The 23290-nt window shown below is 40.9% G+C and carries 35 protein-coding genes; 5 read left to right on the top strand and 30 right to left on the bottom strand.

Features of this window, described 5'->3' with window-relative positions:
* Positions 1-74: 74 nt before the first annotated feature.
* From rpsK to rpsL, 29 genes are all read right to left on the bottom strand, one after another.
* Entirely contained in the window at positions 75-464 is a 390-nt protein-coding gene (gene rpsK, locus ACKC4Y_RS04600) for a 30S ribosomal protein S11 (protein ID WP_409360661.1), read from the bottom strand.
* A gap of 124 nt (positions 465-588) precedes the next feature.
* Positions 589-957 (bottom strand): 30S ribosomal protein S13, encoded by a 369-nt coding sequence (gene rpsM, locus ACKC4Y_RS04605; RefSeq protein WP_409360662.1) that lies wholly within the window; start codon positions 955-957, stop codon positions 589-591.
* A 179-nt stretch (positions 958-1136) separates the two neighbouring features.
* Positions 1137-1715 carry an adenylate kinase gene (locus ACKC4Y_RS04610; protein ID WP_409360663.1) on the bottom strand — a complete coding sequence of 193 codons (579 nt, stop codon included), beginning with the start codon at positions 1713-1715 and terminating at the stop codon, positions 1137-1139.
* Complete coding sequence (secY, locus tag ACKC4Y_RS04615) at positions 1712-3058, bottom strand: preprotein translocase subunit SecY (protein ID WP_409362147.1); 1347 nt, start codon at positions 3056-3058, stop codon at positions 1712-1714. The genes ACKC4Y_RS04610 and secY overlap by 4 nt, the downstream gene beginning before the upstream one ends.
* 165 nt (positions 3059-3223) lie before the next feature.
* A complete protein-coding gene (gene rplO / locus ACKC4Y_RS04620) occupies positions 3224-3691 on the bottom strand; it encodes a 50S ribosomal protein L15 (RefSeq protein WP_409360664.1) in 468 nt (155 codons plus the stop codon).
* Between the two features lie 19 nt (positions 3692-3710).
* Positions 3711-3917, bottom strand: coding sequence for a 50S ribosomal protein L30 (rpmD, locus tag ACKC4Y_RS04625; protein ID WP_409360665.1), 207 nt, complete (start codon positions 3915-3917; stop codon positions 3711-3713).
* 31 nt (positions 3918-3948) lie between these two features.
* Positions 3949-4497: a 30S ribosomal protein S5 gene (gene rpsE / locus ACKC4Y_RS04630; protein WP_409360666.1), complete on the bottom strand. Its 549-nt coding sequence runs from the start codon at positions 4495-4497 to the stop codon at positions 3949-3951.
* A 115-nt stretch (positions 4498-4612) separates the two neighbouring features.
* A complete protein-coding gene (gene rplR, locus ACKC4Y_RS04635) occupies positions 4613-4975 on the bottom strand; it encodes a 50S ribosomal protein L18 (RefSeq protein WP_409360667.1) in 363 nt (120 codons plus the stop codon).
* Positions 4976-4987: 12 nt separating this feature from the next.
* Entirely contained in the window at positions 4988-5521 is a 534-nt protein-coding gene (gene rplF / locus ACKC4Y_RS04640) for a 50S ribosomal protein L6 (protein WP_409360668.1), read from the bottom strand.
* Between the two features lie 38 nt (positions 5522-5559).
* A complete protein-coding gene (gene rpsH, locus ACKC4Y_RS04645) occupies positions 5560-5958 on the bottom strand; it encodes a 30S ribosomal protein S8 (protein ID WP_409360669.1) in 399 nt (132 codons plus the stop codon).
* Positions 5959-5972: 14 nt separating this feature from the next.
* Positions 5973-6278: a 30S ribosomal protein S14 gene (gene rpsN, locus ACKC4Y_RS04650; RefSeq protein WP_409360670.1), complete on the bottom strand. Its 306-nt coding sequence runs from the start codon at positions 6276-6278 to the stop codon at positions 5973-5975.
* Positions 6279-6302: 24 nt separating this feature from the next.
* On the bottom strand, positions 6303-6860 hold the full coding sequence (gene rplE, locus ACKC4Y_RS04655; protein WP_409360671.1) for a 50S ribosomal protein L5: 558 nt from the start codon (positions 6858-6860) through the stop codon (positions 6303-6305).
* Positions 6853-7167 carry a 50S ribosomal protein L24 gene (gene rplX / locus ACKC4Y_RS04660; RefSeq protein WP_409360672.1) on the bottom strand — a complete coding sequence of 105 codons (315 nt, stop codon included), beginning with the start codon at positions 7165-7167 and terminating at the stop codon, positions 6853-6855. Before rplX ends, rplE begins: the two co-directional genes overlap by 8 nt.
* Positions 7168-7183: 16 nt before the next feature.
* Positions 7184-7552 (bottom strand): 50S ribosomal protein L14, encoded by a 369-nt coding sequence (gene rplN / locus ACKC4Y_RS04665; RefSeq protein WP_409360673.1) that lies wholly within the window; start codon positions 7550-7552, stop codon positions 7184-7186.
* A 138-nt stretch (positions 7553-7690) separates the two neighbouring features.
* Entirely contained in the window at positions 7691-7939 is a 249-nt protein-coding gene (gene rpsQ / locus ACKC4Y_RS04670) for a 30S ribosomal protein S17 (RefSeq protein ID WP_409360674.1), read from the bottom strand.
* 11 nt (positions 7940-7950) lie between these two features.
* Positions 7951-8151 (bottom strand): 50S ribosomal protein L29, encoded by a 201-nt coding sequence (gene rpmC, locus ACKC4Y_RS04675; RefSeq protein WP_409360675.1) that lies wholly within the window; start codon positions 8149-8151, stop codon positions 7951-7953.
* Between the two features lie 12 nt (positions 8152-8163).
* A complete protein-coding gene (gene rplP, locus ACKC4Y_RS04680; RefSeq protein ID WP_406604247.1) occupies positions 8164-8577 on the bottom strand; it encodes a 50S ribosomal protein L16 in 414 nt (137 codons plus the stop codon).
* Positions 8578-8612: 35 nt separating this feature from the next.
* Entirely contained in the window at positions 8613-9323 is a 711-nt protein-coding gene (gene rpsC, locus ACKC4Y_RS04685; RefSeq protein WP_409360676.1) for a 30S ribosomal protein S3, read from the bottom strand.
* Positions 9323-9712 (bottom strand): 50S ribosomal protein L22, encoded by a 390-nt coding sequence (gene rplV, locus ACKC4Y_RS04690; RefSeq protein ID WP_409360677.1) that lies wholly within the window; start codon positions 9710-9712, stop codon positions 9323-9325. The genes rpsC and rplV overlap by 1 nt, the downstream gene beginning before the upstream one ends.
* 2 nt (positions 9713-9714) lie before the next feature.
* Positions 9715-9993, bottom strand: coding sequence for a 30S ribosomal protein S19 (gene rpsS / locus ACKC4Y_RS04695; protein ID WP_004855734.1), 279 nt, complete (start codon positions 9991-9993; stop codon positions 9715-9717).
* 15 nt (positions 9994-10008) lie between these two features.
* Positions 10009-10842, bottom strand: a complete 834-nt coding sequence (rplB, locus tag ACKC4Y_RS04700) for a 50S ribosomal protein L2 (protein WP_409360678.1) — start codon at positions 10840-10842, stop codon at positions 10009-10011.
* 20 nt (positions 10843-10862) lie between these two features.
* On the bottom strand, positions 10863-11156 hold the full coding sequence (locus ACKC4Y_RS04705; RefSeq protein ID WP_409360679.1) for a 50S ribosomal protein L23: 294 nt from the start codon (positions 11154-11156) through the stop codon (positions 10863-10865).
* Positions 11153-11773 carry a 50S ribosomal protein L4 gene (gene rplD, locus ACKC4Y_RS04710; RefSeq protein ID WP_409360680.1) on the bottom strand — a complete coding sequence of 207 codons (621 nt, stop codon included), beginning with the start codon at positions 11771-11773 and terminating at the stop codon, positions 11153-11155. The genes ACKC4Y_RS04705 and rplD overlap by 4 nt, the downstream gene beginning before the upstream one ends.
* Positions 11773-12513: a 50S ribosomal protein L3 gene (gene rplC / locus ACKC4Y_RS04715; protein ID WP_409360681.1), complete on the bottom strand. Its 741-nt coding sequence runs from the start codon at positions 12511-12513 to the stop codon at positions 11773-11775. The genes rplD and rplC overlap by 1 nt, the downstream gene beginning before the upstream one ends.
* 27 nt (positions 12514-12540) lie before the next feature.
* A complete protein-coding gene (rpsJ, locus tag ACKC4Y_RS04720) occupies positions 12541-12849 on the bottom strand; it encodes a 30S ribosomal protein S10 (protein WP_004855744.1) in 309 nt (102 codons plus the stop codon).
* 68 nt (positions 12850-12917) lie between these two features.
* Positions 12918-14093, bottom strand: a complete 1176-nt coding sequence (tuf, locus tag ACKC4Y_RS04725; protein WP_078691533.1) for an elongation factor Tu — start codon at positions 14091-14093, stop codon at positions 12918-12920.
* 62 nt (positions 14094-14155) lie between these two features.
* Entirely contained in the window at positions 14156-16240 is a 2085-nt protein-coding gene (fusA, locus tag ACKC4Y_RS04730) for an elongation factor G (RefSeq protein ID WP_409360682.1), read from the bottom strand.
* A 27-nt stretch (positions 16241-16267) separates the two neighbouring features.
* Positions 16268-16738: a 30S ribosomal protein S7 gene (rpsG, locus tag ACKC4Y_RS04735; protein ID WP_409360683.1), complete on the bottom strand. Its 471-nt coding sequence runs from the start codon at positions 16736-16738 to the stop codon at positions 16268-16270.
* A gap of 18 nt (positions 16739-16756) precedes the next feature.
* Positions 16757-17128, bottom strand: coding sequence for a 30S ribosomal protein S12 (gene rpsL / locus ACKC4Y_RS04740; protein WP_004859227.1), 372 nt, complete (start codon positions 17126-17128; stop codon positions 16757-16759).
* A gap of 508 nt (positions 17129-17636) precedes the next feature.
* Between rpsL and xth the strand changes: the two genes are divergently transcribed.
* The 5 genes from xth (at position 17637) to ACKC4Y_RS04765 (ending at position 21831) form a co-directional block, all read left to right on the top strand.
* Positions 17637-18419: an exodeoxyribonuclease III gene (xth, locus tag ACKC4Y_RS04745; protein ID WP_409360684.1), complete on the top strand. Its 783-nt coding sequence runs from the start codon at positions 17637-17639 to the stop codon at positions 18417-18419.
* A gap of 130 nt (positions 18420-18549) precedes the next feature.
* Positions 18550-19461, top strand: coding sequence for a transporter substrate-binding domain-containing protein (locus tag ACKC4Y_RS04750; protein ID WP_409360685.1), 912 nt, complete (start codon positions 18550-18552; stop codon positions 19459-19461).
* A 139-nt stretch (positions 19462-19600) separates the two neighbouring features.
* Entirely contained in the window at positions 19601-20353 is a 753-nt protein-coding gene (locus tag ACKC4Y_RS04755) for an amino acid ABC transporter permease (protein ID WP_409360686.1), read from the top strand.
* A 3-nt stretch (positions 20354-20356) separates the two neighbouring features.
* Entirely contained in the window at positions 20357-21073 is a 717-nt protein-coding gene (locus ACKC4Y_RS04760; protein WP_409360687.1) for an amino acid ABC transporter permease, read from the top strand.
* Positions 21074-21084: 11 nt separating this feature from the next.
* On the top strand, positions 21085-21831 hold the full coding sequence (locus ACKC4Y_RS04765; protein ID WP_409360688.1) for an amino acid ABC transporter ATP-binding protein: 747 nt from the start codon (positions 21085-21087) through the stop codon (positions 21829-21831).
* Between the two features lie 99 nt (positions 21832-21930).
* Here the strand turns inward: ACKC4Y_RS04765 and ACKC4Y_RS04770 are convergent, their stop codons facing one another.
* Positions 21931-22722: a tetratricopeptide repeat protein gene (locus ACKC4Y_RS04770; protein WP_409360689.1), complete on the bottom strand. Its 792-nt coding sequence runs from the start codon at positions 22720-22722 to the stop codon at positions 21931-21933.
* Between the last annotated feature and the right edge of the window lie 568 nt (positions 22723-23290).

The raw sequence follows: 23290 nt of genomic DNA on the forward strand, positions 1-23290 counted from the left end.
GTTCCGCTACCATTCAATCGTAACGGCCAATGTGAACATCAGAGAAGTCTCTGACAACGAAAAACAATACCCAATTAAACACGCCGCCTTTTCCGCGGACGACATCCATTATGAGGAATAGGTGTCACATCACGAATAGAAGTAATAACAAAACCAACAGACTGCAATGCACGCAAAGCTGACTCGCGCCCCGCCCCAGGACCACAAACCTCAACTTCTAATGAACGCATACCATGTTCCTGCGCTTTTCTAGCACAATCTTCTGCAGCAACCTGAGCTGCAAAAGGCGTAGATTTACGCGAACCTTTAAATCCCTGAGCACCCGCAGACGACCACGCAATTGTGTTCCCCTGAGCATCTGTAATGGTAATCATTGTATTGTTAAATGTTGAATTGATATGCACAACACCAGATGAAATATTCTTGCGTTCGCGACGACGAACACGTGTGGCTTCCTTGGCCATAGTCTTCCTTTCAACGATCTCCTCACTGCCGTAACATCAGCAGCTCCACCAACTTCATTCTTGTCAAAAAGCTCCAACAAAAAATAAGATATTAAAAAATAATAAAATCCTTTTTAAGAGGTTATTATTTTTTCTTACCGGCAATTGCCTTAGCCGGTCCTTTACGTGTGCGCGCATTTGTATGCGTACGTTGCCCACGAACAGGCAAAGAACGGCGATGACGTAATCCACGATAGCAACCAAGATCCATCAAACGCTTAACATTCATAGCAACTTCACGACGAAGATCTCCTTCGACTTGATAACCTTGGTCTATCGCTTCACGAATCTGCAAAACCTCTGCATCAGAAAGTTCATGCACACGACGCCCCACTGGAATACCAACCTTTTTAGTAATTTCTTGAGCAAATTTTGGTCCAATCCCGTGGATATACTGAAGCGCAATAACTACACGCTTATTCGTCGGGATATTGACGCCAGCAATACGAGCCACGCCTATTCTCCTTGATTATGTTGACAATTAGCCATAAAATACCTGATGTACCTTACAGAAAAACTGATCCGGCATGAAAAATCTCCGAATCCCACTATTCTAATGAAACAAATTAAAGCTGCTTTTGATAGATTTCACTGCAAAAGTCAACTCTTTTCATTTTATTTCTAAAAAAAACCTTATTTAAGAAACTCTCTAATCATGCGCGATACCTCGACAACACCAATCATTCCATCAATTCTCTTCAACAATCCCCTCTCAGAATAAAATTTTGATAAGGGCACTGTTTTCTCACGATATTCTACCAATCGTTTTGCAAAAGCAGCAGGATTGTCATCCGAACGAACCACACAACCGGCGGTTATCGCTTCCTCAACCCGCTTTTTCATTCGCTCAATCAACGCACCTTCATCAACAATAAGCTCAATAACAGCATCAAGGCACATATTTTTTGACTCCAAAGTTCGTTGCAAAGCTTCCGCTTGTCCTACTGTGCGAGGATATCCATCCAAGACAAAACCGTTTATGCAGTCACTTTCGTCAATCCGATCTGATACAATTTTATCAACAATGCTATCAGAGACTAAAGCACCCGCATTCATAATAGCCTTAACTTTTTTACCAACTTCCGTTTCTTTACTAATAACCTCACGTAACATATCACCTGTTGATAACTGAGGGATATTATACTCCTCTGTCAACATCTTAGCTTGTGTACCTTTTCCAGCTCCAGGAGGACCTAAAAGAATAATTCTCATCGTTTCCTTTTACCTCCACGAAGTTTTGATTTTTTAATCAACCCTTCATATTGGTGCGCGACAAGATGTCCCTGAATTTGAGCAACTGTATCAAGCGTAACTGTGACAACAATCAACAAGGAAGTACCCCCAAGATAAAAAGGAACCTGTAGCGTAGATATCATAAACTCAGGCAACAAACAAACCAAAATAATATAAATTGCACCCACAACGGTAATACGCGTCAAAACATAATCAATATATTCAGCTGTACGCTCACCAGGGCGAATCCCTGGAATAAAACCAGAATGCTTCTTTAATTGATCTGCTGTATCACTTGGATTAAACACAATAGCCGTATAAAAAAAGCAAAAAAATGCCATCAAAAGTGCATAAACAATCATATAAAGCGGCTGTCCATGACTAAGAGAATAAGAAATAGTTTGAACCCATTGTGGCATTTTGTCAGAAAAATTATTAACAGTTGCGGGCAACAATAACAAAGATGAAGCAAAAATTGGTGGAATAACACCAGCAGTATTCAACTTTAAGGGAAGATGTGACATGTCACCTTGAAACATCTGGTTACCAACTTGACGTTTTGGATACTGAATAAGGATACGCCGTTGCGCACGCTCAACAAAAACAATAATTGCGATAACAGAAATCGCAATAAGAAAGATTGCTATTAATAAAAAAGTTGATAAATCGGCCTGACTATGAGCAGTCAAAAGTTGAGCAAAAGTAGAAGGGAGATTAGCGACAATACCTGTGAAAATAATAAGAGAAACCCCATTACCAACACCCCGTGATGTGATTTGCTCACCAAGCCACATGAGAAACATCGTTCCACCAACAAGTGTAATAACAGAAGAAATACGGAACATGAAACCTGGCTCCATAACAATTTGAAGTCCCGTTCCTATACCGGTTTCAAGTGCAACCGCGATACCAAACGCTTGTAAAATCGCCAGCACAACTGTTACATAACGGGTATACTGATTAATAATTTTACGACCTAATTCACCCTCTTTTTTAAGAGTTTCCAAAGAAGGGATAATTGAGGTTAGTAGCTGTACAATAATTGAAGCCGATATATAAGGCATAATTCCTAGGGCAAAAATTGCCATGCGCCCAACAGCACCTCCAGCAAACATATTAAATAATCCCAAAACACCAGATGCATGATGTTCAAATGTTTGCCGTAAAGCATCGATATTTATACCAGGAAGAGAAATATAAGTACCAAAACGATACACAAGAAGCGCTACTAAGGTAAACCAAATGCGTTTCTTTAATTCGGTCGCACGCGAAAAAGTACCGAAGTTTATATTGGAAGCAAATTGCTCTGCCGCTGATGCCATAAAACGTCTCCAGTTCACACTTCAGTTCTTTAAATCACAGAAGTATAACTCTAAAAATTTATACTGTCATACATAAATAAATGCGAAACTTAAATAACTCTCCCAAAAAGATATCTCAGAAAAAAACATCCCACCCCTTAGATCTTTATTCATATCAAAACAAACTTACTGAACAACTTCAGGAAAAACAACCTGACCACCAACTTTTTCAATTTTAACACGGGCAGCTTCAGAAGCGTAAAAAACATGAAATATAATCTTTGTTTTCAATTCACCATCAGAAAGAAGACGAACACCATCCTTTACACGACGAATAATACCAGCCTCTTTCAGTGCAACAATATCTACCGGCTTTTCAACATTCAATTTACCTGCATCAACTGCCAACTGAATACGACCGAGCGAAACTTCATTATAGGTTTTTGCAAAGATATTTTTAAATCCACGTTTGGGCAAACGACGGTAAATAGGCATTTGCCCACCTTCAAAACCATTAAGCGACACACCAGAACGCGATCTTTGCCCTTTAACACCACGACCGCCAGTTTTACCAGTACCCGAACCAATACCACGCCCAATACGCTTCCGATCCCTTGTTGCACCTTCACGATCACGCAATTCATTGAGTTTCATATCTATACTCCCGTGGTCTTCAATGTTCATCTATAACTCGAACAAGATGCTGAACCTTAGCAATCATGCCCCGCACAGAAAGTGTATCCTCTAAAGTACGACGACGGTGCATTTTATTCAAACCCAGCCCCTGCAACGTCGCACGGTGAATACGCGGAGTTCTAATCGGACTTCCAATCTGTTCTACCGTCAAAGTCTTGCCATTTTGAGATTTTTTCTGAACCATTTTCTAATTCCTTTTCTGATAAATTCAGAAACTATCCTTCCGCATCAACTAAATGCTGACGACGCGCCTGCAAAGTCGAATATTTGATACCACGTTGAGCTGCAATATCTCTAGGATGCATCTGATGTTTTAACGCATCAAATGTTGCACGCACCATATTATAAGGATTTGACGACCCCAATGATTTCGCAACGACATCTTGCATCCCAAGGGTTTCAAAAATAGCACGCATCGGTCCCCCAGCAATAATACCGGTACCAGCAGAAGCCGAACGTAACAAAACACGACCAGCTCCGTGACGACCTTCAAGATCATGATGCAACGTACGCCCAGAACGAAGCGGAACATAAATCATTCCACGCTTGGCAGCTTCTGTAGCTTTACGAACGGCCTCCGGCACTTCGCGTGCCTTACCATGACCAAACCCTACACGCCCCTTTTGATCTCCAACGACGACAAGAGCAGCAAACCCAAAACGCCGACCACCCTTCACAACTTTAGCAACACGATTAATGTGAACAAGTCTATCAACAAATTCACCATCACGTTCTTCTCGCTCACTACGCTCTTTCTGTGCCATTCCTCATTCCTTTTTCTTTTCCGGAAGCACGCTAACAAAGTCCCAACATTAAACCAGAGGAACTCATACGAAACATTCTAAAAATTCCCTAACCAAAATTTCTGAATAAGATACTTTAGAAACTCAAACCACCCTCACGAGCAGCCTCAGCCAAAGCTTTCACTCGACCATGGTAAACATATGCCCCACGATCAAAAACCACTTCATTAACACCAGCTTGTTTTGCGCGTTCAGCAATCAACTTACCAACAGCAGAAGCCGCCTCTTTATCAGCACCACTTTTTAATGATTTTTTTAAATCACCTTCAAGTGTAGACGCCGAAACAAGCGTACATCCACGCAAATCATCAATAACCTGAGCATAAATATTCTGATTTGAACGATAAACACTAAGCCTCAGACGATTACTAGAAACCATCTTAATCCTGCGACGAACACGCTGTGCGCGACGTTGGATAATGTCCTTAGATGAAACCATGATGCAAATTCCTTATTTCTTTTTACCTTCTTTACGGAAGATACGTTCATCTGCATGCTTAACACCTTTGCCCTTGTAAGGCTCAGGTCTACGATATTCGCGAATTTCTGCTGCAACTTGACCAACTTGCTGTTTATCAATTCCAGAAATAACAATTTCTGTAGGCTTGGGAACTGTTACAGTAACACCCGATGGTACTTTATAAATCACATCGTGCGAAAAACCTAACGACAACTGAACATCCCTACCCTGCAAAGCCGCACGATAACCGACACCGTTGATTTCCAATTTCTTTTCAAAGCCATCCTTCACACCCAAAAAAATATTTTCAATCATTGAGCGTGACATACCCCATTTAGAGCGAGCATCCTTTGATTGATCACGTGGCGTAACCCATACAACATTTTCCTCAAACTTCACCAAGACTTCATCGTTAACGACGTAGCTTAATTCACCTTTCGGACCTTTCGCCTTAACTAGCTGACCATCGACAGTTGCAGTAACCCCAGAAGGAACTGAAATGGGCTTTTTTCCAATACGAGACATTGTTCTAACCTATTTTTCTTCTGTTTTCCTAAAATCACTTAGAAAACACGACAAAGGAGCTCTCCACCGACATTCTGTTCACGGGCCTCATGATCCGCCATAACGCCTTTAGGAGTTGATAAAATCGAAATACCAAGACCATTTGCCACTTGAGGAAGTGACTTAGCAGAAACATATACACGACGACCAGGCTTTGAAACACGTGAAATTTCACGAATAGCAGCTAATCCTTCAAAATATTTCAACTCAACCTCAATTTCAGACTTTCCATCACCTAAATCAACTTGATTGTATCCGCGAATATAACCTTCTGACTGAAGAACATCAAGAACGCGTGCACGAAGCTTAGAAGCAGGTGTAACCACCTTTCCTTTTTTACGACCAAGCGCATTACGAATACGTGTTAACATATCACCAAGAGGATCTGACATAGACATTGAATACTCTCCTCTCACCAACTAGATTTAACAATACCTGGAATATGGCCCACAGAACCAAGTTCCCGCAATGCAATTCGCGACATTCTTAACTTACGATAGTAAGCCCGCGGACGCCCCGAAACCTCACAGCGATTACGAATACGAACTTTTGCAGAATTACGCGGCAATCCTGCTAATTGAACAGAAGCTTTAAACCGTTCTTCAAGAGAAACCTTTTGATCCATAACGATCGCTTTCAAACGTGCACGACGTGCAGCATAACGTTTTACCATCACTTCACGACGCTTATTTTTTTCAACGGCACTTACTTTGGCCATAACTCTACCTCGCTACATTTGCCGTTACGAACGAAAAGGAAAATTAAAAGCACGCAATAATTCACGTGCCTCATCATCCGTTTTTGCTGTCGTACAAACGATAATATCCATGCCCCAAATTTGATCAACTTTATCATAGTTGATTTCTGGGAATACAATATGCTCTTTAATACCCATAGCAAAATTACCACGACCATCAAAGCTTTTTGGATTCAAACCGCGAAAGTCACGTACTCGCGGAAGTGCAATCGTGACAAGACGATCCAAAAACTCAAACATACGATCTTTACGTAACGTAACCTTTGCCCCAAGCGGCATTCCTTCACGAACCTTAAAGGTTGCAATGGAATTACGCGCACGGGTAACAACAGCCTTCTGACCTGTTATGAGTCCCAAATCCTCAGCAGCAATAGATGGCTTTTTGGAATCGGCAGTTGCTTCACCAATCCCCATATTAACCACAATTTTATCAACCCGCGGAATTTGCATGGCATTTTTATAATTAAACTTCTCTTGAAGCGTTTTACGAACCACTTCAAAATAGTGCGTTTTCATGCGGGGCGTTTGTTTTTCCTCAACCATTAATCAACTCTCCCGAACGCTTGGCAAAACGAACCTTATTACCATCTGCATTCATACGAAAACCTACACGCGTAGGCTTACCATCTTTAGGATCAGCAATCGCCAAATTAGATAAATGAATCGGAGCTTCTTTAGAAATAATTCCAGCTTCTTGCTTTTGCGTCTGACGCTGATGACGTTTAATCATATTAATTCCACGAACAAAAGCGTTGTTTTCTTTTGGATTCACTTTAATTACTTCACCACTACATCCTTTATCCTTACCAGATAAAACAACAACTTTATCACCTTTTCGAATCTTTTGCATAATATTCACCCCTTCATTACAACACTTCAGGAGCGAGCGAGATAATCTTCATATGATTCCTACCACGAAGTTCGCGGGGGACTGGTCCAAAGATACGTGTACCGATCGGCTCTTTTTTATTATCCACTAAAACAGCAGCATTACTATCAAAACGAATGACACTACCATCCGCGCGACGAATATCCTTAGCAGTACGAACCACTACAGCTTTCATCACATCACCCTTTTTAACACGGCCACGAGGAATAGCATCCTTGATCGAAACAACAATAATGTCACCAACCGAAGCATACTTCCGCTTTGAACCGCCTAATACCTTGATGCACATGACACGACGGGCACCGGAATTATCAGCAACGTCGAGGTTTGTTTGCATCTGAATCATGACTAGACACCTTCTCTTAACATTTATATCCGGACGTGCCCCTAACACACCCAGACTGCCTGCCAAATAACAACAAAGCTACTGTTTTTAAATCTACCAACGGAAATAAAATCCCTGTAAAACCAAAAAACAATAAACCTATTTAATTACACTTACACTGTCTTTAACAACAATCCAACGCTTATCTTTCGAAATTGGTCTAGATTCCTGAATAGAAATTTGATCCCCAATCTTGAACTGATTGTTCTCATCATGCGCCTTATATTTCTTAGACTGTCGAACGGTTTTCTTGAGAAGTGGATGAGAATAACGGCGTTCCACTTTAACAACTACAGTCTTATCACTTTTGTCACTTACGACAACACCCTGCAAAATGCGTTTAGGCATCTTTTATTTCCTTAAACCTTACTTTCGTTTATCTTCTGACGAAGAAAAGTTTTAACACGCGCAATATCACGACGAACCCGCCTAACACGTGCAGCCTTTTCCAATTGGCCCGTCGCCTTTTGAAAGCGCAAATTAAACTGCTCTTTCTTTAACTTTACCAACTCATCTTTCATTTGGTCGAGCGTCTGCGCCCGCAATTCCTTGGCTCTCATCGCTTAACCTCTTTATTCAGCAATACGCTGGATGAAACGCGTTTTAATAGGCAACTTTGCAGCACCTAATCTCAGCGCTTCACGTGCTACATCCTCAGGAACACCATCAAGCTCAAACATGACACGCCCAGGCGCAACACGAGTCGCCCAATAATCAACACTTCCTTTACCTTTACCCATACGAACCTCGGTTGGCTTAGATGTAACTGGAAGATCCGGAAAAATACGAATCCACACACGACCAGAACGTTTCATATAACGTGTAATCGCACGACGCGCCGCCTCAATCTGACGTGCAGTAATTCGCTCCGGCTCAACAGCCTTCAAACCATAAGCACCGAAATTTAAACTCGTACCACCCTTTGAAACACCGTGTATACGACCCTTGAACTGTTTACGGAACTTTGTGCGCTTTGGCTGCAACATTGCTCTCTACTCCAAAAATTAGTTCAACCGCAAAATTAAGTATTTTCACGGCGACGATTCGACGAAGAACCAGAATGATTAGCTTCTGCAGCACGACGCTCTGAAGCCATCGGATCATACTCAAGAATCTCGCCTTTAAAGACCCAAACCTTAACACCACAAATACCATAAGCAGTCTTAGCTTCTGCTGTACCGTAATCAACATCAGAACGCAAGGTGTGAAGTGGAACACGACCTTCACGATACCATTCCATACGAGCAATTTCAGCGCCACCAAGACGCCCAGAACAGTTGATACGAATACCTTCTGCTCCAAGACGCATAGCCGATTGAACTGCACGCTTCATCGCACGTCGAAAAGCAACACGGCGCTCTAACTGCTGAGCAATCGATTGCGCGATAATCGTAGCATCAATTTCCGGTTTATGAATTTCTATAATATTCAATGAAGTCTCAGCATTTGTCATTTCCGAAAGCTTACAACGCAGCTTCTCAATATCAGCACCTTTTTTACCGATAATTAGACCAGGACGCGCCGAATAAATCGTTACACGACATTTCTTATGAGGACGCTCAATAACGACCTTAGAAACAGCTGCTTGCTTTAGCTCTTCAAGAACATATAAACGAATCCTTAAATCCTCATGAAGAAGGCGTCCATACTCACCACTATCAGCATACCAACGAGAATCCCAAGTTCGATTAACTCCAAGACGAAGCCCTATTGGATTGATCTTCTGCCCCATTATGCGGCCTCCACTTTTTCGGTAACTTCACGAACAATAATAGTAAGATGCGAAAATGGACGCTCAATTCTACTAGCACGCCCACGACCACGAACATGAAAACGTTTCATCACTATCGACTTACCAACATAGGCTTCTGCAACAATGAGCGAATCAATATCAAGATCGTGATTATTCTCTGCATTTGCAATCGCTGATTCAAGCGTTTTCTTAACCGTCTCAGCAATACGTTTACGCGAAAATGTTAAATCAGCTAGCGCTACATTAACTTTTTTACCACGAATCATTGCAGCAACTAAATTAAGCTTTTGCGGACTAACACGAATCGTCTTAGTAACAGCCTTCGCCTCATTATCTTTAAGCTGGCGCGAAACTTTAGCTTTTCCCATTCCTACTTCCTCTTCGCCTTCTTGTCTGCACCATGCCCATAATAGGTTCGGGTGGGAGCGAACTCACCAAACTTATGTCCAACCATCTCTTCAGAAACAGAAACTGGAATATGCTTATTGCCGTTGTAAACACCAAAAGTCAAACCAACAAATTGTGGCAAAATAGTAGAGCGACGACTCCATATTTTTATAACTTCATTGCGCCCACTAGCACGTACCTTCTCTGCTTTCCCAAGAAGATAGCCGTCAACAAACGGACCTTTCCAAACTGAACGAACCACTTCAGACTACCTTTCTCATTTCTTGCGCTGATGACGCGTACGCATAATAAATTTATCAGTGGCTTTATTGGAGCGCGTACGCTTACCTTTCGTAGGCTTACCCCAAGGAGACACTGGATGACGCCCCCCTGATGTACGACCTTCACCACCACCATGTGGATGATCAACTGGGTTCATAGCAACACCACGAACGTGCGGACGTTTACCGCGCCAACGTGACCTCCCTGCCTTACCATCATTAATATTTGCGTGATCAGGGTTTGATACAGCACCAACAGTGGCAAAACAACCACTAGATACCAAACGCTGTTCACCAGAGTTAAGACGAAGAATAGCCATCCCTTGGTCCCGCCCTACCAACTGTGCATAAGTGCCAGCTGAGCGTGCAATCTGGCCACCTTTTCCCGGCTTCATTTCAACATTATGAATAATCGTACCCACCGGCATATTAGCAAGCGGCATAGCATTACCAGGTTTAACATCAACATTCGAACCAGCTACAACAGAATCACCTATATCAAGACGTTGCGGAGCAAGGATATAACTTAATTGACCATCTTCATAGCGAATTAATGCAATAAAAGCAGTGCGGTTCGGATCATACTCCAAACGCTCAACTTTTGCAGAAATATCACGTTTAAGACGCTTAAAATCAACAAACCGATAGCTTCGCTTATGACCACCACCCTGAAAGCGAGCAGTAATGCGACCACGATTGTTGCGCCCACCCTTGGATGACAAACCTTCAGTCAACGTTTTTACAGATTTACCCTTATAAAGACAAGAACGATCTACAATAACAAGCTGACGCTGCCCAGACGTAGTTGGATTAAAGTGCTTAAGTGCCATTATTCTTATCTCCGAGCCTCTTAAAGACCTGTCGAAACGTCGATAGACTGACCCTGAGCCAGCGTCACGATCGCTTTCTTGACATTACTTTGCCGACCAACAATGCCTTTGAAACGCTTCACTTTACCCTTACGGACTATCGTGTTAACCGCCTTAACTTTAACGCTAAAAAGCGCTTCAACAGCAGCTTTAATTTCAGGCTTTGTCGCCTTCGGCGCGACATTAAAAGCAACTTGATTATATTCAGAAATCATAGTCGACTTTTCAGTAATAACTGGACTAACAATTATATCATAATGGCGAAGATCTGTCATTTAAAACGCTCCTCTAGAGCCTCGACAGCTGCCTTCGATAAAACAAGTTTGCTGCGACGCAAAATATCATAAACATTAATTCCCTGAATTGGTAAAATATCAATATTAGGAATATTAGATGCTGCACGAGAAAAATTAATATCAATTTCCTTGCCACCAATTAACAAAGCATTATTAAATCCAAGCTTAGAAAAACTTGAAGCAAGAATTTTGGTTTTAGCATTCTTAACATTCAGCTCATCAACAACGATTAAATCATTTGCCTTTAATTTTGCTGATAAAGCAAGACGCAATCCAAGTGCACGAATCTTCTTTGGAAGATCATGCGCATGACTACGAACAACCGGACCATGCGCCTTACCACCACCTCGAAACTGCGGCGCACGAGCAGATGAATGGCGAGCGCGTCCAGTTCCTTTTTGTTTAAACATCTTTGCGCCTGTTCGCGACACATCAGATCGTCCCTGCGATTGATGCGTTCCCTGTTGACGACGTGCAAGCTGCCAACGAACAACGCGTTGCAAAATATCTTCACGCGGAACAAGACCAAAAACACCCTCAGAAACCTTTAATTTACCAGCTTCATTACCATCAAGGGTTTTAATTACAAGATCCATTATTCGGCTCCCTCAGTTTCAGAGGTCTTCATCACCGGAGCAACCATTTCCGTTTTCTCCTTCGCAAGATGACGAATACCAGCAGGCTTTGGCGCATTATCAGGAAGAGGCTTCTTTACAGCATCCCGCACCAAAATCCAAGCACCTTTAGAGCCAGAAACAGCACCACGCACTAAAATTAAACCACGCTCAACATCTGTGGAAACAACCTCAATATTCTGTGTTGTTACACGCACCTGCCCCATATGGCCAGCCATTTTTTTACCTTTAAACACTTTACCTGGATCTTGACACTGTCCTGTCGAACCATGAGCACGATGCGTAATTGAATTACCATGTGAAGCACGATGTCCACCAAAATTATGCCGCTTCATAACACCAGCAAAACCTTTACCGATACTCGTACCTGTCACATCAACCCTCTGCCCTGGAACGAAATGTTCCGCTGTAATCTCTGTACCGATATCAAGAAGATTATCGGGACTAACGCGAAATTCTGCTATTTTGGCTTTTGGCTCAACGGAAGCCCTAGCAAAATGTCCACGAAGAGCTTTCGAGGTATTTTTAACCTTCGCAAAGCCTACACCTAATTGAACAGCAGTATAACCATTCTTTTCAACTGTACGCTGAGCAATGACTTGACAACTCTCCAAACGAAGTACCGTTACTGGCACATGTTCACCAGAGTCATTATAAATACGGGTCATGCCCAGCTTCTGTGCTATTACACCTGAACGCATCGGGTCTGTTCCTTCTGTCCTCAAACCTCAGAGCTTAATCTCGACATCCACACCAGCAGAAAGATCGAGCTTCATGAGCGCATCCACTGTTTGCGGCGTTGGATCAACAATATCAAGAAGGCGCTTATGTGTACGCATTTCAAACTGCTCACGGCTCTTCTTATCTATGTGTGGTCCACGATTAACTGTAAACTTCTCAATCCGCGTTGGAAGCGGAATAGGACCACGGACATTCGCACCAGTACGCTTAGCGGTCGACACAATCTCACGCGTCGACGCATCAAGAATTCTGTGGTCAAACGCTTTCAAACGAATGCGGATATTTTGACTGTTCATGCTCTTTATTTCCCTATCATGAAAAAACGCCATTTTTAATAACAAAGGCGTCCTTCAAAAACCAGTATTTACTCAATGATCTTAGAAACGATACCTGCACCAACAGTACGACCACCTTCACGAATAGCGAAACGAAGCTTCTCCTCCATTGCTATTGGAACAATCAAAGACACATCCATCGCAACATTGTCACCAGGCATAACCATCTCTGTACCCTCTGGAAGCGTAACAATCCCTGTCACATCCGTTGTCCGAAAGTAGAACTGTGGACGATAATTGGTAAAAAATGGTGTATGACGACCACCTTCATCTTTCGTCAAAATGTAAGCTTCTGCCTTAAACCGTGTATGAGGTGTAACTGAACCAGGCTTCGCCAAAACTTGCCCGCGCTCAATCCCTTCACGATCAACACCACGAAGCAGCGCACCAATATTATCACCTGCCTGCCCCTGATCCAAAAGTTTACGGAACATCTCAACACCAGTAACTGTCGTCTTAGAAGTTGGACGAATACCGATAATCTCGATTTCCTCACCAACTTTAATAACACCACGCTCAACACGACCAGTCACAACAGTTCCACGACCCGATATCGAAAAAACATCTTCTATCGGCATCAAAAACGGCTGATCAACAGGACGCTCAGGTGTTGGGATATAATTATCAACTTCACTCATTAAAAGACGAACGGCATCTTCACCAATGCTTTTATCTTTATCTTCAAGGGCTGCCAACGCTGAACCTTTAACGATTGGAATATCATCACCTGGGAAATCATACTTTGATAAAAGCTCACGTACTTCAAGTTCAACAAGCTCCAAAAGTTCAGCATCATCAACCTGATCAACCTTATTGAGAAAAACGACAATCGCTGGAACACCAACCTGACGCGCTAAAAGAATGTGCTCACGCGTCTGAGGCATCGGACCATCTGCTGCTGAAACAACCAAAATCGCACCATCCATCTGCGCCGCTCCTGTGATCATGTTCTTCACATAATCCGCGTGCCCAGGACAATCAACATGCGCATAATGACGCTTCTCTGTTTCATATTCAACATGCGCCGTAGAAATCGTAATTCCACGGGCACGCTCCTCTGGTGCCGCATCAATTTGGTCATACGCTTTAAATTCACCAAAATATTTCGTAATCGCTGCCGTTAACGAGGTCTTCCCATGATCAACGTGACCAATCGTACCAATATTAACATGCGGCTTCGTACGTTCAAATTTGCTCTTTGCCATTTGAGCTCTCCATTTTCCGTCCTCAAAAGGACTAAGTTAAAAAATAATTACATAACTTAAAATTACGCGTATTTCTTTTGAATCTCCAAAGCAACAGCCGAAGGAACAGGTTCATAATGATCAAACTGCATCGTATACTGTGCACGCCCTTGGCTCATCGAACGAAGATTATTCACATAACCAAACATGTTTGCCAAAGGAACCATTGCATTCACAACTGTCGCAATACCGCGCGCCTCAGTTCCTGAAATCTGACCGCGACGAGAATTCAAATCACCAATGACATCACCAACATAATCTTCTGGAGTTACAACTTCTACCTTCATAATCGGCTCAAGAAGCTGCGCACCAGCCTTTTTTGCTCCATCCCGAAAGGCCGCACGAGCAGCAATTTCAAAAGCCAAAACGGAAGAATCAACATCATGATAACCACCGTCAATCAAAGTAGCCTTTACACCAAGCATAGGAAAACCTGCAAGAGGCCCCGACCCCATAACACTCTCAATTCCCTTTTGCACCCCAGGAATATATTCCTTAGGAACAGCACCACCAACAATTTTCGACTCAAAGATAAAATCATCGCCATCATGAGGTTCAAAAATGATCTTTACACGAGCAAACTGCCCTGCACCACCAGATTGTTTCTTATGTGTATAATCAATTTCCGCAGTTTTTGTGATCGACTCACGATAAGCAACTTGGGGCTGTCCAATATTAGCCTCAACCTTAAACTCTCGCCGCATACGATCAACAATAATATCAAGGTGAAGCTCCCCCATACCAGCTATAATTGTTTGACCCGATTCCTCATCTGACTTCACACGAAATGAAGGATCTTCTGCCGCTAGACGATTGAGTGCAATACCCATTTTTTCTTGGTCTGCTTTTGTCTTTGGCTCAATCGCAATTTCAATAACAGGCTCCGGAAACTCCATCCGCTCCAAAATAACAGGCTTTAGAGGATCACAAAGAGTATCACCCGTTGTAGTCTCTTTAAGCCCCGCAAGAGCCACAATATCACCAGCAAATGCTTCCTCAATATCCTCCCGAGAATTAGAATGCATTTGAAGCATACGACCCAAACGTTCTCTCTTCCTCTTCACAGTATTCTCGAGAGAGATACCCTTTTGAACCTTACCAGAATAAATACGACAGAAAGTCAATGACCCCACAAACGGATCATTCATAATCTTAAAAGCCAACATAGAAAGAGGGGCATCATCTGAAGATTCACGCGTTGTCTCAGTATCAGTCTTTACATCAACACCACTAATTGCAGGAACATCAACCGGAGAAGGAAGATAAGAAACAACAGCATCCAAAAGCGGCTGAACTCCTTTATTTTTAAAAGCCGTACCACAAAGAACTGGATGAAATTGAACCTCTATAGTCCCTTTACGAATGAGAGCAACAAGCTGTTCATTGGTTGGCATCACACCCTCCAAATAAGCCTCCGTTGCAGACTCATCAACTTCAACCGCCATCTCGATTAATTTTTCACGATACTCTTCAGCTTTTTCCTTCAAATCGGAAGGAATCTCACCCACCACCGCCGAAGCGCCGATAGAACCATCCCATCTCAACGCCTTCATTTCAACAAGATCAACAACACCTTCAAAATCATTTTCTGCCCCGATTGGCAACTGCAAAACAAGTGCCTTAGCGCCCAATCGCGAACCAACCATCTCAACACTACGATAAAAATCAGCGCCTATCTTGTCCATTTTATTAACAAACACCATGCGCGGCACACGGTACTTCTCGGCTTGCCGCCAAACAGTTTCTGTCTGAGGCTCCACACCAGCATTTGCATCCAACAATGCTATTGCACCATCAAGAACACGCAAAGAGCGCTCAACCTCAATCGTAAAATCAACGTGCCCTGGCGTATCAATAATATTAAAGCGCCGCTTTCTACCGTCACGCCCCTCCCAAAAAGTCGTCGTAGCAGCAGATGTAATCGTAATACCACGCTCTTGCTCTTGCTCCATCCAATCCATCGTAGAAGCACCATCATGGGTTTCACCGATTTTATGATTCTTACCAGTGTAGAACAAAATACGTTCAGTCATAGTGGTCTTACCGGCATCGATGTGCGCCATAATACCAAAATTACGATAATCTTCAATTTTATATTCGCGAGCCATTGCACTTGCCTTAGTTTTTAAAAACACTCACCAGCGATAATGAGAGAACGCACGGTTAGCCTCAGCCATACGATGAACATCCTCACGCTTCTTAACTGCAGAACCGCGATTATTAGCCGCATCCATTAATTCACCAGAAAGACGATCAATCATTGTCGTCTCGTTACGCCCGCGCGCTGCTGCGATCAACCAACGAATAGCAAGAGCCTGACGACGATCGGGACGAACATCAATCGGAACCTGATAAGTAGCACCACCAACACGTCGTGAGCGAACCTCAATATGAGGAGCAACATTTTCTAACGCCTGATGAAACAAAGCCACAGGATCTGACTTCACCTTATTTTCTACAGCATCAAGCGCACCATAAACAATACGCTCAGCAACCGACTTTTTGCCATCAAACATGATAGCATTCATAAATTTTGTAATAACCAAATCACCAAATTTTGGATCTGGATTAATTTCACGTTTTTCTGCTCTATGACGACGGGACATGGGCTCTGTCTCTCAATATTATTTTGGACGCTTCGCGCCATACTTTGAACGACGCTGTTTACGATTCTTGACACCCTGTGTATCAAGCAACCCACGGATAATGTGATAACGAACTCCCGGCAAATCCTTCACACGACCACCACGAATCATCACAACAGAGTGCTCTTGAAGATTATGCCCCTCTCCAGGGATATAACCAATCACCTCAAATCCATTTGTCAAACGGACTTTAGCAACTTTACGAAGAGCAGAATTTGGCTTCTTCGGTGTCGTTGTATAGACACGCGTACAAACACCACGCTTTTGTGGATTCGATTGAAGAGCAGGAACCTTGTTGCGCTTAACTGGCGCCACACGAGGCTTGCGAATCAACTGGTTTACGGTAGGCATGTAACCTTCCTCTTTTTTTCGATCTACGTTCGTTTTACCCACTTGGGTTTTATTAATTTTGCATCTATTGCGACACAATCGAAGCAAGTACCTAAGCTTACACACAAAATCGGGCACGCCTGCTATAAACAGCTTACCCGACTACACGCAGAGAAGGCAAAAGCCTTTTGCACTTGCATTTGCTTTTAATCTTTTAAAACAACCCTTGCTTGAATGATACCTTTGATAAATAAAAGAAGCCAATCACTCTAATCATCGGTTGTGATAGCTTCTAATAACGAGAACAGATACATTCGTCAAGAACTAAAAATCAGAAAGTTTTTAAAAATGAAAATAAATTAAATCACCTTACTCTAATTTTGGCTTTTATAGTATTTCTTGATGAATCAGATTATCACAGTAATATTCTCAAACAAAAATAAAGAGCCGCGACATATCTTGAGCATTTATAAAACATTTTAACATAAGAATTCAATAAATTGCACACATAACATTCAAGATGAACATCATGAAAATAGTAACGTGGAATATCGCCGGAATAAAAGCACGACATAAAACATTATATCAATGGCTACAAAAAAATCAGCCCGATATAGTCTGTTTACAAGAAATTAAAAGTACCGATGAGAATTTTCCACGCGATGCGATTGAAAACCTAGGCTATCATATAGAAACACACGGACAAAAAAGTTTTAATGGCGTTGCGATTCTCTCTAAAAAAACACCTGATGAGGTTATTCGCCGTTTACCAGGCAATGACAATGATGAACAATCACGTTACATTGAAGCCGTTTATTCAACAAATAAAGGCATTATTCGTATTGCATCGCTCTATCTTCCGAATGGTAACCCCATCAACAGCGAAAAATACCCTTATAAAATGGAATGGATGGAACGATTGTACACACATGCAAAATCACTGCTTGCACATGAAGAACCCCTTGTCTTAGCTGGTGACTATAATGTCATCCCTACTCCATTAGATGCAAAGAATCCTCAAAAATGGAGTGATGACGCCTTATTTCTTCCACAAACAAGACAAGCATTCCAACGCATTGTTCATTTGGGTTTTTATGATGCTATCCGTAACGTCACAGAGACCCCCTCATTTAGTTTCTGGGATTTTCAAGCCGGTGCATGGCTCAAAAACAATGGCATTCGCATTGATCACTTGCTCTTATCACCAGAAGCTGTTGATCAACTTATCTGCGCTTATAGCCAAACAGAAGTAAGAGGATACCAAAAACCATCCGACCACACTCCAGTTTGGATACACCTTAATTTCAATTAACATAGAGTAAACGTACAATAACCGTTTCTGGGATAACAAAAAATATCCCACCTCGAATAATAAATATGTTACACAATCCATATGACAATATTAAAAAAGAACAAAAAATTGTAAATACATCGAGGAAAAAATGAAAAAATCACTTTTAATATTTGTTGCGGCAACCGTAACTACTCTTGGGCTAATAAGTTTAGCAAAAGCCGAAAATGATACACTTGAAAAAATTAAAAAAACAGGGGAGATTACTCTAGGCGTTCGCGAATCATCGGGTTTAGCATATGCTCTTGGTAATGGAAAATATGTAGGATTCCACACAGAAATGGCTGAGCATATCATCGATGATATTTCAAAAAAAATTGGTAAACCAATTAAAGTTCATTATCTTCCTATTACATCACAAAACAGAATTCCTCTCCTGAAAAACAGTACCTATGATTTTGAATGCGGCTCAACAACAAACGATATTTCTCGTAGTAAAGAAGCAGCGTTTGCTTATACTACCTATGTCGAAGAAGTTCGGATTGCTGTAAAGAAAAATTCTAATATTAAGTCCCTTGAAGATTTAAACGGAAAAACAATCGCAACGACCACGGGAACAACCTCTGTTCAACTTATCCGTAAAAATAAACGTGCAAAAAAACTTCACTTTAAGGTCGTGAAAGGAAAAGATCATGGAGATAGCTTCTTATTACTAGAATCTGGCCGTGCAGATGCTTTCGTCATGGATGCCTCAATTCTTGCTGGACATATTGCTAAATCAAAGAATCCATCTGATTATATCATTCTTGATACTGTACTTTCAGTCGAACCTATCGCCTGTATGCTCAGATTAAATGACAAAAACTTTCAACAAGAAATCAATAAGAGCATCGTACGTCAAATCAAAGATGCATCACTCGAAAAACTTTATGATAAGTGGTTTATGAAACCAACCCCACCTGCGAATGCTATTGTCAACCTTCCCTTGTCAAAATCAACAAAATATGCTTGGGAACACCCAAACAATAAGCCTCGAGAAGACTATACAGAAAATAATTTGTAAAATTAAAAAAAATAGCCACACTCTTTGAAAATTGAGTGTGGCTATTTTTTTAGTTCACTTTTCAATAAATTCCGCATATGTAAATATGGCGGGTTTATTGTCCTGTTTATGAATGACTAAATTTAGGAAATATCAATTAATGGACTTTTCTTTCCTTTGTACAGATGACCTTACCCAAACGCTAGTGACGGGATGCCTCGGAACCCCTGGCGTGAGTCATACCTATTTAGATACACTACTCGATGGATTAAAAAATACAGTCGTGCTCTCCGTCACATCACTGATCTTGGCTGTATTCTTCGGTGTTACGATAGGAACAATGCGCACTCTCCCAAATACTTCTATAATCAATTGCTTATTTCGCGCTATTGGGGGAATTTGGGTAGAAATTATGCGTAATATCCCTCTTCTTGTACAAGTGTTTTTATGGTATTTTGTTGTGCCTAAAATTTATCCACCAGCGATGAATTTTTCACCCATTCTCTTAATAACATGTGCCTTGGGATTTTTTACGTCTGCGCGAATCGCAGAACAGGTTCGTTCAGGGATTGAAGCTATTCCTTCCGGGCAGCGCTATGCGGCAATAGCAATGGGTTTTACGACATATCAAACTTATCGCTATATCATATTACCGCGTGCTATGCGCACAATCATGCCTCCACTTACTTCAGAAGCAATGGGGATTGTAAAAAATTCGTCTATAGCATTCGCCGTCTCAATAAATGAACTCATGCAATTTCAATATCAAACAATTGAAGAAGTAAGTCATGTTTACGAAAACTATTTGCTTGTTACGATTCTTTATATTGTCATAGCCCTCTTCATATTCATCATTATGACTGTAATCGAACAAATGCTTAAAATTCCTGCTTTCCAAAAGGAAGGAAATTGAATTATGATGGATTTCATGAGCTCTCAATTTGGATTTCATTTCCCTTTCAATTTTTCAGACTTTGATTTCTCATTTTTTACTTTCGATGTATTTCGTTCTTATATTTTATCAGGTTTGCTCTTTAGCGTTTTTCTAACCATTTTTGCAACGGTCTTTGGATTTATTTTCGGCACGCTCTTGGCGATGATGCGACTTTCTTCTATTAAACTGCTCTCTTCGCTTGCAATAATTTATATAACTGCTATGCGTTCAATACCGCTTGTTATGGTTATCTTATGGTTTTTTGTGCTTTTACCTTTCATTACCGGCACCTCAATTGGTGCAAATAAATCAGCACTCATTACCTTTACAGCATTTGAAACCGCTTATTTTGCAGAAATTATGCGTGCTGGTATAAATTCAGTTTCGCAAGGACAAAAATATGCGGGACAAGCTCTCGGAATGACATATTGGCAGAATATGTACATTGTCATTCTTCCCCAAGCCTTTAGAGACATGCTACCAGTTTTTTTAACACAAGTTATTATCCTTTTTCAGGATACAACTCTTGTTTATGCAATCAGTGGCAACAGTCTTTTAAATGGTTTCGATATTGTTGCTAACAATTTCGGTGTGAAGCAAGAAGCTTATGTCTTGGCAGCCATTTTCTATTTTGTTATTTGTTTCACACTATCGCAAATAGTTTTATATTTGCAGAAAAAAGTATCCATTATTCGCTAATAGGAAAAAAAATGTCTACTCATATGATCGAAATAAAAAATGTTTCCAACTGGTATGGCGAAATTAATGTTCTTAAAGACTGTACAACCAATATTAACAAAGGAGAGGTTGTTGTGGTTTGTGGGCCATCAGGTTCAGGTAAATCAACACTCATTAAAACTATTAATGCTTTGGTACCTTTTCAAAAAGGTGAAATTTGGATTGATGGAGTACCAGTTCATTCAAAACAGACAAATCTGTCTAAATTACGCAGCCACGTGGGCATGGTATTTCAGCACTTCGAGCTTTTTCCACATTTGTCTGTCACAGAAAATTTAACAATAGCGCAAATCAAAGTTCTAAAGCGCAGCAAAAAAGAAGCACTTGAACGCGGTTTATTATATCTTGAACGCGTTGGACTCATTGAACATAAAGACAAATATCCCGGTCAACTTTCCGGAGGTCAACAACAACGTGTTGCTATTGCACGTGCATTAACTATGGATCCACTCGTTATGCTTTTTGATGAACCTACATCTGCTTTAGATCCTGAAATGGTAGGGGAAGTATTAGATGTTATGATCGGATTAGCAGAAGAAGGTATGACGATGATTTGTGTAACACATGAAATGGGATTTGCTCAAAAAGTATCGGAACGTGTTATTTTTATGGATCAAGGAAAAATTCTGGAAGATTGTTCATCCAAAGAATTCTTCTCTGCCCCGCAAACAAGAACACCGCGTACACAAGAATTTTTGTCTAAAATTCTTAGCCATTAATTCTTACATTATGATGACCAACAATTCTTTTTGTCTAGTCTCAAACAAGAGCCCGTTCTCTGTTTGTCGAGAAGTTCAGGAATCGTTGTAATAAAATATTCAAAAACTTTTATTTTTTAGAATATCGTCGACCATAGACATTGCCGTACGTCGCTCAAATTCGTTACAAATGGCAAAAGCGCGCTCTTGCATAGGACGAATCCAATTACGGTCTTTCTCATCAGCTTTTTCATACGCTGCAGTTAACATCGCAACACCGCGAACTGTTTTTCCTGCCTGAAAAAGCATGTTCCCAAGCATCGCCTGAGCAGGAGGATTCCCCTTTCTTGCTGAAAGCTGAAACCACCGTGCTGCCTGTACAAGATTTTTTTCTCTTCCCTCTCCCTTTAAAAAGATTTTTCCCAAGTAATACTCAGCTATAGGATTTCCATAATTCACCGCTGCTTGCATATAAAGATGAGAAGCATAAAAAGGATTAGGTGTTACAGATGATTGAGGAATACCTTTTTTGATATACCCCGCAAGTTTAACCAACGCATCAGAAACATAGCTTTCATTCTCTGAATCAAGATCAGCACCTTTTTCAACAATATATGCGAAAAAGCTATATGCTTTATAATCATCCTTAGGTACACCATCACCCTCTGCATAAATATGGCCAAGTTTCCAATTCGCACCAATATGCCCCATATCAGCCGCACAACGTAATGCTGAAATTGCTTGATTTATCTGACCATTTTTATAAGCAGACAGACCACGTTTCAAAAAATAAGACGAATTATCAGTAACTTTCTGCAATCTATTTGCATCTATTCCATAAGCAGTAGAAAGAGATCCTCCCAAAGTAATAACAAGTGCGGCTTTTTTCAATGCCTTAAGCCCATTTACCATCTAAAAATTCCCCTCTTTATTTCAGTCTTTATTGTTAGATCTGTTACAAATTTCTTTGTACAGATTCGAAATCTTCTTCTTAGTAAGAGAGAAAAAGACATTCCAAAAGCAGCATTTTAGCACAAAAGATCAATAAATAGAAATCGCCCAAAATATCCGACTAAAAGAATGTTTTACTTTTGTGTACAACAAGTTGATTTCTAAGCATAAACCATAATTCTGTATTTTTTAGAAGATTTCTTGAGATTATATTGGTTATTTTAAACATTCTTATTATGAATCAGCAAAACTATTTCCTAGAAGGACATATCTATTGAAAAGCAATTTTAGAATGGCTGTAATATATGATCAATGAACCGTTTAAACACAAGAGAAGCCATAAACTTTCAAAAGTGGTAAATATAATGATGATGTTAATTGATTACTTCATAAATGTAAAAAACAGTAGAGCACAGAAGACTTTCTATTATAACATTTATAAGCAACACTACGAAATAAAACTGGAAGAAAAAAGAGAATCTCTTAAAAAAAGATCTGTGTAATGATATGGAGTTATCTCTAGAAAAGA

The sequence above is a fragment of the Bartonella heixiaziensis genome (genome assembly GCF_046245125.2).
GTDB lineage: Bacteria > Pseudomonadota > Alphaproteobacteria > Rhizobiales > Rhizobiaceae > Bartonella > Bartonella heixiaziensis.

Excerpts from the sequence above, each read along its gene's own strand:
- rpsK (WP_409360661.1), bottom strand. The coding sequence starts at position 464 with ATGGCCAAGGAAGCCACACGTGTTCGTCGTCGCGAACGCAAGAATATT.
- ACKC4Y_RS04610 (WP_409360663.1), bottom strand. The coding sequence starts at position 1,715 with ATGAGAATTATTCTTTTAGGTCCTCCTGGAGCTGGAAAAGGTACACAA.
- secY (WP_409362147.1), bottom strand. The coding sequence starts at position 3,058 with ATGGCATCAGCGGCAGAGCAATTTGCTTCCAATATAAACTTCGGTACT.
- rplO (WP_409360664.1), bottom strand. The coding sequence starts at position 3,691 with ATGAAACTCAATGAATTGCGTGATCGTGAAGGTGCAACAAGGGATCGG.
- rpmD (WP_409360665.1), bottom strand. The coding sequence starts at position 3,917 with ATGGTTCAGAAAAAATCTCAAAATGGCAAGACTTTGACGGTAGAACAG.
- rpsE (WP_409360666.1), bottom strand. The coding sequence starts at position 4,497 with ATGGCACAGAAAGAGCGTAGTGAGCGAGAAGAACGTGATGGTGAATTT.
- rplR (WP_409360667.1), bottom strand. The coding sequence starts at position 4,975 with ATGGTTTCATCTAAGGACATTATCCAACGTCGCGCACAGCGTGTTCGT.
- rplF (WP_409360668.1), bottom strand. The coding sequence starts at position 5,521 with ATGTCTCGTATTGGAAAAAAGCCCATTTCAGTTCCTTCTGGGGTTACT.
- rpsH (WP_409360669.1), bottom strand. The coding sequence starts at position 5,958 with ATGTCTATGTCAGATCCTCTTGGTGATATGTTAACACGTATTCGTAAT.
- rpsN (WP_409360670.1), bottom strand. The coding sequence starts at position 6,278 with ATGGCCAAAGTAAGTGCCGTTGAAAAAAATAAGCGTCGTGAAGTGATG.
- rplE (WP_409360671.1), bottom strand. The coding sequence starts at position 6,860 with ATGGTTGAGGAAAAACAAACGCCCCGCATGAAAACGCACTATTTTGAA.
- rplX (WP_409360672.1), bottom strand. The coding sequence starts at position 7,167 with ATGCAAAAGATTCGAAAAGGTGATAAAGTTGTTGTTTTATCTGGTAAG.
- rplN (WP_409360673.1), bottom strand. The coding sequence starts at position 7,552 with ATGATTCAGATGCAAACAAACCTCGACGTTGCTGATAATTCCGGTGCC.
- rpsQ (WP_409360674.1), bottom strand. The coding sequence starts at position 7,939 with ATGCCTAAACGCATTTTGCAGGGTGTTGTCGTAAGTGACAAAAGTGAT.
- rpmC (WP_409360675.1), bottom strand. The coding sequence starts at position 8,151 with ATGAGAGCCAAGGAATTGCGGGCGCAGACGCTCGACCAAATGAAAGAT.
- rplP (WP_406604247.1), bottom strand. The coding sequence starts at position 8,577 with ATGTTGCAGCCAAAGCGCACAAAGTTCCGTAAACAGTTCAAGGGTCGT.
- rpsC (WP_409360676.1), bottom strand. The coding sequence starts at position 9,323 with ATGGGGCAGAAGATCAATCCAATAGGGCTTCGTCTTGGAGTTAATCGA.
- rplV (WP_409360677.1), bottom strand. The coding sequence starts at position 9,712 with ATGGGAAAAGCTAAAGTTTCGCGCCAGCTTAAAGATAATGAGGCGAAG.
- rplB (WP_409360678.1), bottom strand. The coding sequence starts at position 10,842 with ATGGCACTTAAGCACTTTAATCCAACTACGTCTGGGCAGCGTCAGCTT.
- ACKC4Y_RS04705 (WP_409360679.1), bottom strand. The coding sequence starts at position 11,156 with ATGACAGATCTTCGCCATTATGATATAATTGTTAGTCCAGTTATTACT.
- rplD (WP_409360680.1), bottom strand. The coding sequence starts at position 11,773 with ATGGATCTTGTAATTAAAACCCTTGATGGTAATGAAGCTGGTAAATTA.
- rplC (WP_409360681.1), bottom strand. The coding sequence starts at position 12,513 with ATGCGTTCAGGTGTAATAGCACAGAAGCTGGGCATGACCCGTATTTAT.
- rpsJ (WP_004855744.1), bottom strand. The coding sequence starts at position 12,849 with ATGAACAGTCAAAATATCCGCATTCGTTTGAAAGCGTTTGACCACAGA.
- tuf (WP_078691533.1), bottom strand. The coding sequence starts at position 14,093 with ATGGCAAAGAGCAAATTTGAACGTACGAAGCCGCATGTTAATATTGGT.
- fusA (WP_409360682.1), bottom strand. The coding sequence starts at position 16,240 with ATGGCTCGCGAATATAAAATTGAAGATTATCGTAATTTTGGTATTATG.
- rpsG (WP_409360683.1), bottom strand. The coding sequence starts at position 16,738 with ATGTCCCGTCGTCATAGAGCAGAAAAACGTGAAATTAATCCAGATCCA.
- rpsL (WP_004859227.1), bottom strand. The coding sequence starts at position 17,128 with ATGCCTACCGTAAACCAGTTGATTCGCAAGCCTCGTGTGGCGCCAGTT.
- xth (WP_409360684.1), top strand. The coding sequence starts at position 17,637 with ATGAAAATAGTAACGTGGAATATCGCCGGAATAAAAGCACGACATAAA.
- ACKC4Y_RS04750 (WP_409360685.1), top strand. The coding sequence starts at position 18,550 with ATGAAAAAATCACTTTTAATATTTGTTGCGGCAACCGTAACTACTCTT.
- ACKC4Y_RS04755 (WP_409360686.1), top strand. The coding sequence starts at position 19,601 with ATGGACTTTTCTTTCCTTTGTACAGATGACCTTACCCAAACGCTAGTG.
- ACKC4Y_RS04760 (WP_409360687.1), top strand. The coding sequence starts at position 20,357 with ATGATGGATTTCATGAGCTCTCAATTTGGATTTCATTTCCCTTTCAAT.
- ACKC4Y_RS04765 (WP_409360688.1), top strand. The coding sequence starts at position 21,085 with ATGTCTACTCATATGATCGAAATAAAAAATGTTTCCAACTGGTATGGC.
- ACKC4Y_RS04770 (WP_409360689.1), bottom strand. The coding sequence starts at position 22,722 with ATGGTAAATGGGCTTAAGGCATTGAAAAAAGCCGCACTTGTTATTACT.